This window comes from Commensalibacter sp. W6292M3 (assembly GCF_016101315.1).
GTDB classification, from domain to species: domain Bacteria; phylum Pseudomonadota; class Alphaproteobacteria; order Acetobacterales; family Acetobacteraceae; genus Commensalibacter; species Commensalibacter melissae.
The window spans coordinates 306,316-321,922 of the sequence record NZ_JACFQT010000001.1 but is presented as its reverse complement, the minus strand read 5'-3'; the positions used below and the strand labels follow the sequence as shown (position 1 = coordinate 321,922).

Below are 15,607 nucleotides of genomic sequence, written 5' to 3'. Positions count from 1 at the left end.
AATTATATAATTCATGCCATCGCATACACCCTTTCAACCAGCTTCAACAAAAAAAACGTTATCATTCCAGGGACTGATCTTAAAGTTACATGAATTCTGGAATTCTCAAGGTTGTGCATTATTACAACCTTATGATCTTGAAATCGGCGCGGGAACATTATCACCACACACGACATTACGAGCGTTGGGCAACAAACCTTGGAAAGCGGCCTATGTTCAACCCTGTCGGCGTCCAACAGATGGACGATATGGTGAAAACCCCAACCGTTTACAACATTATTATCAATATCAGGTTCTACTGAAGCCATCCCCTGAGAATAGTCAGGAACTATTGCTTGAAAGTTATAAAGCCATCGGTATCAATCCAAAAGAGCACGATATTCGTTTTGTTGAAGATGACTGGGAAAATCCCACAATTGGCGCGTGGGGACTTGGATGGGAGGTTTGGTGTGACGGTATGGAGGTCACTCAATTCACCTATTTCCAGCAGGTTGGCGGGATAACAACCTCTATTCCTTCAACTGAACTTACATACGGTCTGGAACGATTGGCCATGTATATTCAGGGCGTTGAGAATGTCTATGATTTGGCCTTCAATGATCACGGGCTGACCTATGGAGAGGTTTTTCTCAGGGCTGAAAAGGATTATTCCCGTTACAATTTTGAATGTGCAGACACGACCCTTTTATTCAATCATTTCAAGGATGCAGAAAAAGAATCCAATGCGTTGGTCCAACAGAAACTTGCTCAGCCAGCCTACGATCAGTGTTTGAAAGCAAGCCACTTATTCAACCTGCTTGATGCCCGTGGAGTCATCAGCGTGAATGAACGCGCTTCCTATATTGGTCGCATTCGTAATTTGGCAAAACAATGTTGTGAAACTTGGCTGGCAGAGGAAAAATAATATGTCGGAATTGTTTATTGAACTATTATCGGAAGAAATTCCCGCACGCATGCAAAAGCAAGCCATGGAAAATCTTAACCGTTTACTGAATAATGCGCTGATCAATCTTAATCCCACTGATGCTAAAACATTCTCCACACCAAGACGTATCGCTGTTTCTATGCAGATTGACGCTACCATTCCGGCACAAGAGCTAGAGGAAAGAGGACCACGAATTACAGCCCCAGAAAAAGCGTTAGAGGGTTTTTTACGCAAACATGCAGCTCAAAAAAATGATTTAATTGAAGAGAACGGTTTTTGGGTTTTGAAAAAAATTAAGCCTGAACAATCAGCCAGCCAATTTATTCAAGAAAAAATTCCGCAAATTTTATGGCAATTCCCCTGGCCTAAATCACAGCGTTGGGGAAATGGCAGCCAATTTACATGGGTTCGCCCATTGCATCGCATAACCTGTATTCTGGATGGTGAGATTGTTCCTTTTACCTTGGCAAAAGAAAATGATGATGCGCATGGATTATCCAGCGATCAAATCACTGAAGGCCATCGTTTTCTTTCTCCTTCCCCCTTTACCATCCACAATACAAAACAATGGCAGGAAACACTGTTTTTCCATTATGTTATTGCCGACTCTGAACAGCGTCGCAATAAAATTCTTGCAGACATATCCAAGCTTGCAGAAAATAATAAACTTCAACTCGTTTCTGATGAAGGACTTTTGAACGAAGTTACGGGACTTGTTGAATGGCCCGTCGCGTATATGGGTAAAATTGATTCCATTTTCATGGATTTGCCACAAGAAGTAATGCAAGTTTCAATGCGAGTGAATCAACGTTATTTCGCACTGAAAAATCAAGATGGCTCACCAGCAGCACGTTTTATTTTTATAGCGAATATTAGACCAGACGATGATGGTTCCTTAATCATTGCCGGAAATGAGCGTGTTTTGCGGGCACGTTTTGCCGATGCCCGTTATTTTTGGGAACAGGACCGTAAAACACAACTTGTATCATATAACAACTCATTAAATGATGTTATTTTTCATGCCAGACTCGGCAGCCAATACGAACGTGTGCAACGTATTGTCAAAGTTGCAGGCTTTCTTGCAAACGAGCTTTGCGCCGATGTGGTTCATGCACAACGTGCTGCTTTACTTTGCAAGGCTGATCTTGCAACAGGAATGGTTGGTGAATTCCCGGAACTCCAAGGTATTATGGGGGGATATTATGCTCAACATGATAATGAAAATCCTGCCGTAGCGCTTGCAATCAAGGAACATTACAAACCTTGTGGTCCAAAAGACCAGACACCCTCTGAACCATGCTCTGTTATTGTTGCACTCGCGGATAAAATCGATTTGCTAACCGCATTTTTTGCCATAGGTGAAAAACCCAAAGGATCTGGTGATCCTTTTGCATTAAGACGGGCTGCCTTGGGGATTATCAGAATCATCCGTGAAAACAATCTCTCTCTTGATTTAGAAAAAGTATTTGAATTCTCCATTTCAACACTTCCGAAAGATTTACAACAAGCTTCAGATCTGAAATTTTTGGCAAATTTCATGAATGAACGACTTATTATTCAGTTACGAAGTGAGGGTTTACGACATGATATTTTATCAGCAGTTTCACAAAAAAATCATTTAACTGATATTTCCGAACTTCTTAAAAAAGTTAATGCCATAAATCAAATTCTTGAATCATCCGAAGGAAAAGATCTTCTGGCCGCTGTCAAAAGAGCAAGCAACATTCTCAGAATTGAAAACAAGAAAGACGGCCCTCATCAAGGTGAACCCGATCCGTCTCTTTTCCATACTGATGAAGAAACAAATCTGTACAGTCATTTAAAGCAAGCTACACAAATGATTGAATCAGCGCTTGATCATAAGAAGTTTGGATTTGCAATGAATACTATAGCTTCCTTACGCTCTGAACTGGACATCTTTTTTGATAAGACTATTATTAATGATCCAAATGAAATCATTCGTCATAATCGACTTAAACTTCTCAATCAAATTGATAATGTAGCTAACCTTATTGCTGATTTTAGCCAAATTGAAAAATAGTTATATTAGATTTTAACTGGGTCTGTTAATTCATAAAACAGCTGGGGCTTGACTTTAAAATGAGGTGAATAGGCTGAATCATTTTTATAAACTGCCTGTTCACCCCATTTTTTTTCCATAAATTCCATTTCATATGTGAAGCGTTCTTGGTGTTCAGGTCTATCATCACTACCTCTTGAATAGCTTTCATGATGAATGGCAATCACATCCATGCACATAATAATTCGATAACCTGCCTCTCTTACTTTCAAACATAGATCGACATCGTTATATGCAATTTTTAAATTAATTTCATCAAATCCATCTACCTCATTAAAAACTGATGCCTTTACCAACATCATGGCCGCTGTTACTGCAGTCAATTCCTGTGATAATACAGAACGTCCGACATAACCAAAATCATTCTTGATTATCCCCCTATTCATATGTTGGGCAACTTCCCCGGGACCGACAATAATGCCTCCATGTTGTATTCTTCCATTCGGATATAACAGTTTGGCTCCCACAATTGCAATATCATCAGCAAATTCCGCCTCATTCAACATGATTTCCAGCCAATCCTCATTTTCGATAAATACATCATTATTTAAGAATAAATAAAAATCGGATTTTATTTTTTGAGCGGCCAGGTTATTCAAACGTGAAAAATTAAATTCTTCTTGTACTGTTAAAAAATTTACAATCTTTTTTCGCGAATAGTTTTTTATAAACTCCAGAGTTTCTGTTTTTTTTGATCCGTTATCAACCAATAAAATATTATAGTGGCTATAATTGGTTCGGTCCAAAATACGGTCAACGCATTGTTTGGTAATTTCAATCTGATCTTTGAAAGGGATAATAATTGTAACAGTTGATTGCGGTATCTTATTCCATGCAACCTTATACATCGTAGCATTCTCTATCGAACTTACTACAATTTCGTGACCCGTACGTTTCAAATGATCACTTACACAGTCTACACCCGCTTTTACCGCATATTGTTTATTGGCGGTTGTTTCCGCTGTTGAATTCGGAGTAATACGCCAGTGATACAAAATCTCCTGAACATGATGAATTTGCGATGATTTTAAATATTCTGTCAATCGCAAAATAAAATCATGATCCTGTGCACCATTATATTGCGATGACAGAAAACCAACTTTTCTAACATAATCAACATGAATCATGACAAAATGACAAATATAATTACACCCTAACAAATAACGGTAATTAAAATCAGGTTTTAAATTGGGTTCGGTAAATTCACCATTGTTATCAAGCTTATCCTCATCTGAATAAACAAAATAGGCATTATGACACTGCGCTTCCATTATCATCATTTCCAATGCTTCAGGAACCAGCAGGTCATCATGATCAAAAAAAGCAATCCATTGACCTTTTACCTGTTTCAATCCTTCATTGGTAGCTTCGGAAATACCCCTATTACATGTCAGTGTAATTGCCTTGATCCTGTTATCAAACAAAACATATTTTTTGATTTCTCTCTGAATTAATGCTGATTTTCCTCCATCATCAATCAAAATCAATTCCCAATTTTTATAAGTTTGACATAAAACAGAATCAACAGCCTCCCTAAAATGAGATAAATCAGGTTTGTAAACAGGACATATAATTGAAATTTTGGGAGATTTAAGTTTTATCTTTAAATCTTTCAAATTTTGTCTTTTTTTATCAAGTAATTTTGGTAAATTCGAGAAATATTTTTGTGCCCATAGATGATATTCATCAATTACATATTCCGGATAAGCGATTAAATTTTTAATTTCACTTTTTAGGGAATTAATTTCATTATATAGACTATCTATATGCTGATTCATTATTAATAGTTTTTGTTCCAACAAATCATCAACAAGGCTTGTTTGATAGGGGCTGTTTTTCACTTCTATATAATCAGGCATTACATACACGCGAAATTCCGCCTTAAAATGTTTTCGAAGCACTTTGGGTATAACAACCGCAAAACCGCATCTTGGCTCACTATTATAAGCACTTGCCACATCAGGACGATATCTATTGGCCTGAACCGTTTGTAATTCAATCCCATTCATGACAACAAGAATCGAACAGTTTCCTATATATTCTCCTGTTTTCAAATCCTTTTTCAAAACCCATCCAACAATTGAACCATTCTTCCATCCATCAATAAAAGATTCATATTCTACAGAATCGTTATTTCTTAATAATTGAAAATATACATAGGATACTTGCTTATTATTCTGTTTTGAATCAGAGATTATAAAAGGTGTTTCATCAATAAATTGAAATGACAACTTATGGTTCTTATTATCCCTGTATCTTTCTGGTATGGAAAATTGAAAACCGATATCGCTGCGAAAAAAATTCAGCTTTTGCTGGATAGTTTTATTTTCAATATCGCATTTAATTTCAGCAATCTTTACATCATCGATAAAAGCAGAAACAATTGTAGGTTTTTCAGGTTTAACGACATTAATTGCCCATCCCACAAATACCCCCTCTTTAATTCTTTGACAGAAACCCGTACAGCGAGATTGAGCATTCATGAACCCCATCCTTTTAGTTAACTTAAATTTACTATTTCTTGAATAAAATTATAATTTTTCAAAAATAAATATCATTATAAAAAAAGGTATGTAAATTTTACATACCTTTATTGAACTTCATTTAATATTTTATCACATCAACGGGCTACTAAAACCATAATCATTTGACGATTTTCGATCTTGGAAGTTTGTTCTGGCTTTGCAACCTCTTCCATATCAACACGGAATCGATCCAACAGTTGAACACCCAGTTCTTGATGGGCCATTTCACGTCCACGGAAACGTAACGTGATTTTAACCTTGTCACCACCAGCAATAAAACGCTTTGCCGCGTTTAGTTTTACCTGATAGTCATTTTCATCAATATTGGGTCTTACCTTGATTTCCTTAATATCAATGACTTTTTGTTTTTTACGTGCCTCATTCTTTTTTTTCTGCTGTTCATATTTGAATTTGCCGTAATCAACAATTTTCGCTACTGGCGGATCAGCATTTGGACTGACTTCCAATAAATTCAGTCCAACAGCATAAGCCATTTTCAAAGCTTCACGTGTTGGCACAATACCTAACATTTCACCATCAGCACCAACCAGGCGAACCTGTGCAGCACGGATCTCATCATCAACCAAGGGCCCTTCACGATTAGTCGCAGGGGTTATCGATGTTTTTACTATGGTTAAGCTCCTTCTATAAATAAATCATTGAAAAGGGGATTACTTACTCAAAAATTAGAAAATTGAACTTATCAAAAAAATCAATCTTGTAAATAACCCATTTCCTAGATTTAATAATAAACAACTTCTTAAAATACTATAATAGATTTTAAAAAAACTATCTAGTCTTCACAATAAAATTTAGCCTTTCGCCGCGCAAAGGGAACACGTCCTTTATCTGGCGGTGATGCCTCTCGAGACAGTTGATCCATGGCTTCATTCAAAGCCATGATCTCTTGTGATTTTCCACCCAATCGACGTACCGCCAAATGACGTTCTTCCGCCTCCTTGCGCCCAATAACCAAAATGACAGGAACATGTTGCAGACTATGTTCACGAATCTTTGCATTGATCTTTTCGTTTCTATCATCCAATTCCACACGAATTCCCTGGGCTTTCAGCAGGGCAACGACTTCTCGGGCATAATTCTCCACATCATTTACAATCGTTGCCACAACTACTTGGACAGGTGCCAGCCACAAAGGGAAATGACCTGCATATTGTTCTATCAAAATACCAATAAACCGTTCAAATGATCCTAAAATTGCCCGATGAAGCATAACTGGGCGATGTCTAGCGCTATCTTCTCCAATATAAGCCGTCTTAAGCCGTTCTGGCAGAACATAGTCAACTTGCAACGTGCCACATTGCCAATCCCTTCCTATTGCATCACGTAAAACAAATTCCAGTTTGGGACCATAAAAAGCGCCTTCCCCTTTATTAAGCTCAAATTCTACACCAACCTGTTTACAGGCTTCCTTCAAGCTATTTTCAGCACGATCCCAAATCGCATCATCTCCCGCTCTTTTTTCTGGACGATCAGAAAATTTGATGCGGAAACTCTCGAAACCAAGATCTTTGTATACTTCTGACAACATTTGGACAAACAAGGCTGTTTCAGAAGTAATTTGATCTTCTGTACAAAAAATATGCGCATCATCCTGAACAAATGACCGAACACGCATAATCCCATGTAGTGCTCCAGAAGGTTCGTAACGGTGACAGGCTCCAAATTCCGCCATCCGAAGGGGAAGCTCACGATAGGAACGCAATGTATGATTGAATATTTGGATATGACATGGACAGTTCATGGGTTTCAAAGCATAAATGCGATCTTCATCCTCAACGGAGGCAATAAACATATTTTCCTTGAATTTGTCCCAATGCCCTGATGCCTCCCATAATGAACGGTCAACAAGTTGGGGGGTTCGCACCTCCTCATATCCATAACGACGTTGGACACGCTGCATATAAGCCTGTAATTCGGTATAAATTTGCCATCCTTTGGGATGCCAGAATACGGAACCTACGGATTCATCCTGCAGATGGAAAAGATCCATCTCTTTTCCAATCCGTCTGTGATCGCGTTTTGTTGCCTCTTCCAATTGCGTCAGGTAGGCATCAAGCTCTTTTTGATCACGCCATGCCGTTCCATATATACGTGACAGCATGGCATTTTTTGAATCCCCACGCCAATATGCACCAGCAACCTTCATCAGTTTAAAAGCTTTACCGACATCCCCGGTTGTTCTTAAATGCGGTCCACGGCAAAGGTCAAGCCACTCCCCCTGTCTATAGACTGTGATCGTTTCTGTTTCTGGCAAATCCCGAATGAGCTGGGCTTTATAATGCTCCCCATTGGTTTCAAAATATTCGATTGCTTTCTGCCGAGGCAGAACCTCTCTGACAAAAGGTTCATTACGCGCAATAATCTCATGCATTTTCTGTTCAATTTTACCAAGATCCTCTGGCTTGAAAGGTTCTTCACGGGCGAAATCATAATAAAAACCGTTCTCAATAGCTGGACCAATAGTAACCTGGGTTCCCGGATATAGTTCCTGTACTGCCTGGGCAAGTACATGGGCAGCATCATGACGGATTAACTCTAACGCCGCCGCATCTTTTTTTGTAATGAATTTTACTGACGAATCTTCATATATTTCAGTTAATAGATCGACTAATTTGCCATTCAGCTCCATTGCTAAAGCTGCACGGGCCAAACCTGCCCCAATAGATTGTGCAATACTTAAACCCGTAACCGATCCTTCATATTCACGAACAGATCCATCAGGCAAGGTAATAGATGGCATACTTAAAACTCCAGAACGATATAATAAACCTAATAATAAACCTTAATGAACCCAGTTCAATTCTTGTGCAACCTTTTTTACGGAAAGATTTCTTAAATCCGCCTCATACAATATTTTGACATGTTTTCCACGTGGTGCAGTCAGCGCAGGATTACTTGATGATGAAAACAAAACAACAGAACACCCCCCCACCAATGCGGCAATATGCATTGGCCCTGTATCATTTCCGAGCGAAAATTGTGCATTTTTCATTAAGTGACCCAACTGAAACAAACTTGTTTTACCAATCAAGTTCATCGCCTTCGGACATAACTGCAAAATCTGTCGGGAAATCTCTTTCTCTTCTTTTCCTCCAGCAATTATGGGGACCAGCCCTTTTTCAAGACACATATTCGCAATCTCACCATAATACTGAATAGGCCATCTTTTCTCCATACGTCGTGCAGAGCAACCAGGAACTAACACAACATAGGGTCGATCAATGGAAAAATCAATCATTTCGGATAAAAACCAGGATAAATCAAGCTCGGGATAATCGGTTATACCAACCTTGCTTAACTGATCTTTCTGGCGATCAAATGTATGCAAGCGATTACGCTCCTCATTGTCATGTCTATGCGATGCTGTTTTTGCAATCGCCGAGCCTTGTCTCTGCCCTGCGAACCTAAAGTAACGTGTCGATCGACGAGAAGTTTGTAAATCAAAGATATAATCATATCCCCGTAGTTTTTTCACTAGCCTAATCAATCCCGCAATATTGAACCAGGAAGGTTTGTCATCAACAATAACACGATCAAACCAAGGTGACCTTTTGGCCAGATCAACAAATGATGCAGATGTTAACAAGGTGATCTCTGCATTGGGATAATACTGACGAATGGCCGCAAATGGGTAAAAACTTTGGATAAAATCCCCCAAAGCACCCAAACGTATAATCAAGATTCTTTTAACTGACATCATTGATCTTTAATTTGTTTTCAGCAGGTAATATCTCGTTATAAACAGAAAGGGTTTTGCATTGCATCTGTTGCAAAGTATATTTTTTTTGAACCGCCTCCCGGGCAAGCCGACCGATCCAATTTAAATCTGCATCTGTTTTTTCCATCAACTGATCCAAAACAAATACCAAATTATTAACACTGCCGGGCTTAAAAAGGTAACCTGTAACATTTTCTTCAACTGTTTCTGCCGCCCCGCCATGATTGGCAACAACCACAGGTTTCTCCATAGCCTGGGCCTCAATTACGACACGTCCAAAAGGTTCAGGTTTAAGGGAAGGTACTACAACGATATTTGCCAGTGCATAGACCGCAGGCATATCCTGGCTATTTCCCACAAAATAAATCGAATCTTTTATTTTTAGATAATCGGCTAAATCAAGCAACTCTTTTAAAAAATGATCTTTTTCTTTGGCGGGACCGACAAAAATGCAGATCCAGTTCGGATGATTGAATTTTAATTCAGCAAAAGCCTGCAATAATAATTTATGTCCCTTCCACTCCGTAATTCTTCCCGGCAATAACAGGATCTTTTGCTCTTCAGAAATTCCCCAACTCTGTGCCAATGAACTTATTCGGTTACCTAACGGCAAACTCGGATCAAAAATAGTTAGATCAACCCCGCGTGGAATGATACATAGTTTTTGCTGGTTGACATGATATTCTTGTTGTAAATGATTAGCAATATAATGACTGATCGCTATCACCTTTTCCCCTTTGGTCATTACCTGGTTGTACCAACGTTTTCCGAACCATTTGGCCTGAAAAACTCCGTGCCAGGTTGTGACAAAACGGATATGACATTTTCTTGCTGCCAACCATGCAGACCATGCCGGCGCTCTTGAACGTGCATGAACAATATCTACTTTATAATACTGGATAATCTTAATTAACGCATAATGATTTTTCCAGATTATCCACGGATTTTTTGAGCTTAGCGGTAAATGAATGTAAATTGCCCCAATTTTTTCGAGATAATGCTGCCATATTCCATCTTCACTGGCTACAATTGCAATGCCACCCGCCTGTATGATTGCCTTTGCCATATCAACAGTTCCCCGCTCTACCCCACCTGTACCCAATGCTGGTAGAACTTGCAATATGACCGGTTTATTTTCCATTCCGACTAAAATTTCATTAAAAATCTAAATCGGCATAATATTTGGGAGGGACTACACCACTTACCCGATCATTTAACAAGGCACGAAAACTGGGACGGGATTTTATCCGAACATACCAATCCTTTACCATTGGATATTTATCCCAGTTAATATCACCAATATAATCCAAGCTGGAAAGATGGGCTGCAGCGGCAAAATCAGCAATTGACAAATTATTTCCTGCCAGCCAAACCCTGTTTTCAGCTAGATAGGCAATATAATCAAGATGAAATTTTATATTCTGGTAGCCTTCTCTCAATGCCTGAGCATTGGGATTGCTATTTCCAAAAAGACGTTTGAACATTTTCTCAAACAGTAAATTTCGAGTGATTTCTCGATTGAATTTGTCATCAAACCAGGCAACCAATCGTCGCACCTCCACTCTTTCCGCCAAAGTGCGACCCATTAATAACGTGTCAGGATAGGCTTCTTCCAAATATTCGCTGATCGCATAGGAATCACAAATAGCCAGACCCGTTTCTTCTACCAGGACAGGAACGGTACCAGCAGGATTCATCGACAGGAATTCATCCCGTTTTTTCCATACAGCTTCGGTCATCAATTCAAAAGATAACCGTTTTTCTGCCATTATCAGCCGAATTTTACGACTGAAAGGACAAAGGGGAAGATGATACAATATTCGCATAAAGCCTTGCCATTATTCCACAAAATCTCTTTAGTGTAACATAATATGTTTTTTTACTGAAAATATTTTAAAATCAGTTTATCACTACAGTTTAATCATATAGCTTAACTTTTAATCAATTATAAAGGCTTAAATTCATCTTTTAAAAAATTACAAGATATTTATTTTTTCGTATATTATTATTTTATTTTTCAACTTTATCAAAACGTAATAATTTAGACGTCATTAATTTATTGATCTGTCAAACAGGAAATACACTCGTGGTGCATCATTCTTCGCATTCACTGCCCCCCTTACGGATCCGAGGCCGTTCGTTTTTGGCACTGGTTCTTTCACCAAAAGCCCCTCTTGTAAATTGGTTACAAAGCCTGGACGAACAAATTAAACGTTCTTCACAATTTTTCTATGGCAAACCTGTTATTCTCAATCTTGAACTCTTGACAGGCGATGAAGAAGGATTGGAAAAACTTTATCATGAACTTTTAGGCAGAAATATTCAGATTATCAGTATGGAAGGATTGCCATCCAATCCTTCTGCATTAAAGGACTGGCCTAGAAATTTCATTCTTACAGGAGGAAAGAATATCGACAATTTAAATCCCCCGATCGATTCTCCAGCTAAAAATCAATCCGTTCCTTGCTATATTACTGATGATCCCGTTCGATCAGGACAAAGCATTTTTTTTCCGGAAGGGGATATAATTGTTGTTAATTCTGTTGCATCGGGAGCGGAAATTAGCGCCGGTGGATCCATTCATGTTTACGGCGCCCTGCGGGGACGCGCTATTGCCGGTATAAGTGGACAACCCAATGCCAGAATATTCACCAGTCATATGGCAGCAGAACTATTGGCTATTGATGGATATTACATGACAGCAGAAGAAATTCCAGAGGCTTTTAACAATAAATCTGCACAGGTTTTTTTAAAAGAGAATGTTATTACTGTAACTAATCTAACAAAAACAAGGTAAATAAAATTATATTCTGATATTTTTAGTGTTTTATTTGCCGTAAAATGATATTTTTAACATATTGAAAATGGATTATCATAAAGGAACAAGTATGTCGAAGGTAATCGTTATTACCTCAGGTAAAGGCGGGGTTGGTAAAACGACAACAACCGCAGCGATTGGAGCGGCCCTCGCCCAGACAGGACAAAAGGTTGTCGTCATTGATTTTGATGTCGGTTTAAGAAATCTTGACCTTGTAATGGGATCAGAAAGACGTGTGGTGTTTGATTTTATCAATGTAATACAAGGTGAAGCCACGCTTTCTCAAGCATTGATTAAAGATAAACGTATCGAAACCCTTTTCATTCTGGCCGCCTCCCAAACACGGGACAAAGACGCCTTGACTGAAGAGGGTGTCAAAAAGGTTATTGAGGAATTAAAAGAGAAGTTTGACTGGATAATTTGTGACAGTCCGGCCGGAATTGAACGCGGTGCTAAAATGGCCATGCATTTTGCTGATGAGGCCATTGTCATTACCAATCCCGAAGTATCCTCGGTTCGTGACAGTGATCGTATCATAGGCATCCTTGACAGTACAACTGATAAAGCCCAAAAAGGTGAAAAAATTAACAAACACCTGTTAATTACACGTTATGCAACAAACAGGGCGGCCCATGGCGACATGCTTAACACAGATGATATACTTGATATCCTTTCCATTCCCTTGATTGGTATCATTCCTGAAAGTGAGGAAATTCTCAAGGCTTCAAATATAGGTACTCCGATAACACTTTCTGCACCCAACTCTGCTCCTGCCCGTGCCTATGTAGATGCAGTTAAACGCTTGCAAGGAGAAAAAATAGACATTACCATTCCGACTGACAAAAAAGGGTTTTTTGACTGGTTGTTAAAGAGGAATAGATGATGAGTTTTTTATTTTCAAATTTCTTTAATAAAAAAAGTTCAGCGCCCGTTGCCAAGGATCGTTTACAGATCCTGCTGGCTCATGAACGTTCTTCTTCCAGCAATCAAAATGATTCAGATTTATTGCAAAAATTACAAAAAGAAATTATGGCGGTTATCCAAAAACATATCTCCATTGATCAAGAAAAAATTCAGGTCAAAATTGATCAAGGATCTGCCTGTTCAACATTGGCTATTGATATTGAGGTTCCCCAACAACGTCAAAAAAAATTTTGATTTAAACTTGATAATATCGATAGACTTTTTTTATGTATTTGAGGAGCTTGTTATTGATCTAGAATAAAACTCCTCAACATTTATTTAGAAATGAACTTTTTTATCAAGCTCTTTCAAACCTCTTTTTCCATAATTGAAGGATGCAATACGGTCTGCTGAATCCTGAACTTTTTTGGGTATGTCAAAAGGATCAATCATAATTTCAACAATACGCGGTACTAAAGTATCATTCTCCAGTTCTTCCAGGCTTGTTTCCAATTCATCCTCAGTTCTGACTTGATAGTATGAATAGGGTTTATTATCACTCAAAGCATCAAATAATTTATGATAGTTCCATTCAGGAATATCATTAAACGAGGAATATAACCCCATAATGCTGCGTTCGATTGTATAACCTTTATTATTCACCAAAAAAATGATTGGATTTAGATCATGCGCAAAAAAAGCTGATACTTCCTGCGCTGTTAATTGGAATGACCCATCCCCGATAAATAATATTTGGCGCCGTTTAGGTGCTGCCATTAATGAACCAAACAAGGCAGGCAATGAATACCCGATTGATAACCACAAAGGCTGATTAATGATGGTAATTCCGGCAGGAAGAGCCAATCCCCTGACACCTCTCATCGAGGTGCCTGCATCCGTAACAATGACATCATTTTCCTGAATGAAATGATCCATTTTTGTCCAAAAACGATTGAGGATTAATGCCTTGCCCTTTTCAACTGTCCATGAGTGTTTTTTATTTTTATGAATGGAAGAGAATAAATTTGACTGTCGGGACAAGTCATTTTTTATCAGACTTTTCAAAAGGTCTACAGCACTGACATCCTCAAACACTTTTTTACCAACGATAGTGCTGAAGGGCATGATATTGATCATATTTTCTGGAATATTCTGCGTAAAATACCCAGAATTACTGTCTGTAAATTTTACGTTAATTCCTATTAAGCAATCAGAATTTTCAATGATATCTAAAACGGATCTGACAGAAGCCCCGCCATTATATTCACCAACCCATTGCAATAAACCCTGATCCAAAATTGCCTGTGCCGCTGATTGGGTGGCAAATGGAATATTCAATTTTTCGATAAGTTCTTGCGTAAGTTCTCTAAGTCCAAATCGATCTATGGCATTACCCAGCAGCATAGCCGGGCGTTCAGCATGTCGCAGACGTTCTTTAATGCCATGCAAAAGATTTGAAAGTTGTAAGGAATCACTCATTTGTAATGAACAGACCAGTTTGTCATCAGGGACATCAATCTCGAAAAACGTTATATCCGAAGGGATTTGAATATAAACAGGTCTTTTTTCCCGTTTGCAAACTTTCAATACACGATCAATTTCCCCCACTGCATTTTGTGGCGTAAGGCGCGCCTGAGCGACGGTATAGGAGCGGTAACAATTCATGACATCTTCATAATTACCCTCCGCCGTGGTATGATGCAAAAAGGATCTTTGATTTATACTGTGTAAAGGTGGCGCTCCAGAAAGACAAATCATTGGCACGTATTCGGCATATGCTCCTGCAACACCGTTAAGGGCACTCAGGTCACCAACACCATATGTTGTTAGTATTGCAGAAATTCCATTTAAACGTGCATAACCATCCGCAGTATAGGCCGCGTTCAACTCATTACGATTTCCAACAAATTTTATATCTTTTCTTTTTTCTGCCTGCATCAAAAATTGAAGATTATAATCCCCAGGCACACCAAAAATTGTGTTGATCCCAATTTGAGATAATCTATCCAATAAGAAATCCCCAATTGTTTTTTTCATATATTATCCCCTAATTTTACAATGTATTTCTTAAAATAGTCTTAAATTTAGAGACTGTTATCTCAATTGAAGAATCTCAAATTATACGAAACAAATATTTCAAAAAAAATTAACACTATCGTGAGGCAATATGCTGTATGGCTTTAACCATCGACATAACCCCATTACTTCGATTTGCTGACAACGCCCCTGCAAGTCCCAGATCCTTAACAAATCCAGGATCGATTTTCAAAATTTCCTCTGCTGTTCTTCCAGAATAAATTCTTAGTAACAAAGCGATCAGACCTTTAACTATCACGGCATCAGACGATCCAGCAAAATAATATTTATTTCCTTCCCGGGAGTAATTTAACCAAACCTGACTTTGACAACCAACCACACGAAATTTATCATTTTGCCATTCAACAGGAAAAGCAGGCAAATTATTTCCAAGTTCAATCAAATAACGATATCGCTGCGTCCAATCATCAAAAAGATCAAACTCATCCCTAATGGCATCAATCGCCTCTACCGCGCTTTGTTCTTCGGGTAAAATAAAAGAACCTGAAATTGACATATATAAATCTCGTACAGCCAGACA

General features: G+C 38.5%; 13 protein-coding genes. 5 read left to right on the top strand and 8 right to left on the bottom strand.

Annotated elements, in window-relative coordinates; translation table 11 throughout:
* Nucleotides 1–13 precede the first annotated feature (13 nt).
* Together H3T57_RS01475 and glyS are read left to right on the top strand one after the other, a co-directional pair.
* Nucleotides 14–904, top strand: coding sequence for a glycine--tRNA ligase subunit alpha (locus tag H3T57_RS01475; RefSeq protein WP_198192766.1), 891 nt, complete (start codon nt 14–16; stop codon nt 902–904).
* 1 nt (nt 905) lies between these two features.
* Nucleotides 906–2,966, top strand: coding sequence for a glycine--tRNA ligase subunit beta (gene glyS, locus H3T57_RS01470; RefSeq protein WP_198192764.1), 2,061 nt, complete (start codon nt 906–908; stop codon nt 2,964–2,966).
* Between the two features lie 5 nt (nt 2,967–2,971).
* Here glyS and H3T57_RS01465 read toward each other — a convergent pair whose 3' ends face one another.
* From H3T57_RS01465 to H3T57_RS01440, 6 genes are all read right to left on the bottom strand, one after another.
* Nucleotides 2,972–5,488 carry a glycosyltransferase gene (locus tag H3T57_RS01465; protein ID WP_198192762.1) on the bottom strand — a complete coding sequence of 839 codons (2,517 nt, stop codon included), beginning with the start codon at nt 5,486–5,488 and terminating at the stop codon, nt 2,972–2,974.
* Nucleotides 5,489–5,625: 137 nt separating this feature from the next.
* Nucleotides 5,626–6,147 carry a translation initiation factor IF-3 gene (infC, locus tag H3T57_RS01460; protein ID WP_198193459.1) on the bottom strand — a complete coding sequence of 174 codons (522 nt, stop codon included), beginning with the start codon at nt 6,145–6,147 and terminating at the stop codon, nt 5,626–5,628.
* Between the two features lie 176 nt (nt 6,148–6,323).
* On the bottom strand, nt 6,324–8,291 hold the full coding sequence (thrS, locus tag H3T57_RS01455; RefSeq protein WP_155572085.1) for a threonine--tRNA ligase: 1,968 nt from the start codon (nt 8,289–8,291) through the stop codon (nt 6,324–6,326).
* 42 nt (nt 8,292–8,333) lie between these two features.
* Nucleotides 8,334–9,248 (bottom strand): glycosyltransferase family 9 protein, encoded by a 915-nt coding sequence (locus H3T57_RS01450; protein ID WP_232349704.1) that lies wholly within the window; start codon nt 9,246–9,248, stop codon nt 8,334–8,336.
* The gene (locus tag H3T57_RS01445; RefSeq protein WP_198192759.1) at nt 9,238–10,410 is read right to left on the bottom strand and encodes a glycosyltransferase family 4 protein; all 1,173 of its coding nucleotides are present in this window, start codon (nt 10,408–10,410) and stop codon (nt 9,238–9,240) included. The genes H3T57_RS01450 and H3T57_RS01445 overlap by 11 nt, the downstream gene beginning before the upstream one ends.
* 16 nt (nt 10,411–10,426) lie before the next feature.
* Nucleotides 10,427–11,095, bottom strand: coding sequence for a glutathione S-transferase family protein (locus H3T57_RS01440; protein ID WP_110438325.1), 669 nt, complete (start codon nt 11,093–11,095; stop codon nt 10,427–10,429).
* Nucleotides 11,096–11,358: 263 nt separating this feature from the next.
* Between H3T57_RS01440 and minC the strand changes: the two genes are divergently transcribed.
* From minC to minE, 3 genes are all read left to right on the top strand, one after another.
* A complete protein-coding gene (gene minC / locus H3T57_RS01435) occupies nt 11,359–12,066 on the top strand; it encodes a septum site-determining protein MinC (protein ID WP_110438612.1) in 708 nt (235 codons plus the stop codon).
* A gap of 91 nt (nt 12,067–12,157) precedes the next feature.
* Entirely contained in the window at nt 12,158–12,970 is an 813-nt protein-coding gene (gene minD / locus H3T57_RS01430; RefSeq protein WP_110438326.1) for a septum site-determining protein MinD, read from the top strand.
* The gene (gene minE / locus H3T57_RS01425) at nt 12,970–13,245 is read left to right on the top strand and encodes a cell division topological specificity factor MinE (RefSeq protein WP_155567319.1); all 276 of its coding nucleotides are present in this window, start codon (nt 12,970–12,972) and stop codon (nt 13,243–13,245) included. The genes minD and minE overlap by 1 nt, the downstream gene beginning before the upstream one ends.
* 84 nt (nt 13,246–13,329) lie before the next feature.
* Here the strand turns inward: minE and H3T57_RS01420 are convergent, their stop codons facing one another.
* The gene (locus tag H3T57_RS01420) at nt 13,330–15,027 is read right to left on the bottom strand and encodes an alpha-keto acid decarboxylase family protein (RefSeq protein ID WP_198192758.1); all 1,698 of its coding nucleotides are present in this window, start codon (nt 15,025–15,027) and stop codon (nt 13,330–13,332) included.
* A 115-nt stretch (nt 15,028–15,142) separates the two neighbouring features.
* Nucleotides 15,143–15,577, bottom strand: a complete 435-nt coding sequence (locus H3T57_RS01415; protein WP_198193458.1) for a SufE family protein — start codon at nt 15,575–15,577, stop codon at nt 15,143–15,145.
* Nucleotides 15,578–15,607 lie beyond the last annotated feature (30 nt).

Bases quoted from the DNA above. Each gene is read 5' to 3' on its own strand.
- H3T57_RS01440 (WP_110438325.1), bottom strand. From the start codon at position 11,095: ATGCGAATATTGTATCATCTTCCCCTTTGTCCTTTCAGTCGTAAAATT.
- glyS (WP_198192764.1), top strand. From the start codon at position 906: ATGTCGGAATTGTTTATTGAACTATTATCGGAAGAAATTCCCGCACGC.
- minD (WP_110438326.1), top strand. From the start codon at position 12,158: ATGTCGAAGGTAATCGTTATTACCTCAGGTAAAGGCGGGGTTGGTAAA.
- H3T57_RS01420 (WP_198192758.1), bottom strand. From the start codon at position 15,027: ATGAAAAAAACAATTGGGGATTTCTTATTGGATAGATTATCTCAAATT.
- thrS (WP_155572085.1), bottom strand. From the start codon at position 8,291: ATGCCATCTATTACCTTGCCTGATGGATCTGTTCGTGAATATGAAGGA.
- H3T57_RS01445 (WP_198192759.1), bottom strand. From the start codon at position 10,410: ATGGAAAATAAACCGGTCATATTGCAAGTTCTACCAGCATTGGGTACA.
- H3T57_RS01465 (WP_198192762.1), bottom strand. From the start codon at position 5,488: ATGAATGCTCAATCTCGCTGTACGGGTTTCTGTCAAAGAATTAAAGAG.
- H3T57_RS01475 (WP_198192766.1), top strand. From the start codon at position 14: ATGCCATCGCATACACCCTTTCAACCAGCTTCAACAAAAAAAACGTTA.
- H3T57_RS01450 (WP_232349704.1), bottom strand. From the start codon at position 9,248: ATGTCAGTTAAAAGAATCTTGATTATACGTTTGGGTGCTTTGGGGGAT.
- minE (WP_155567319.1), top strand. From the start codon at position 12,970: ATGAGTTTTTTATTTTCAAATTTCTTTAATAAAAAAAGTTCAGCGCCC.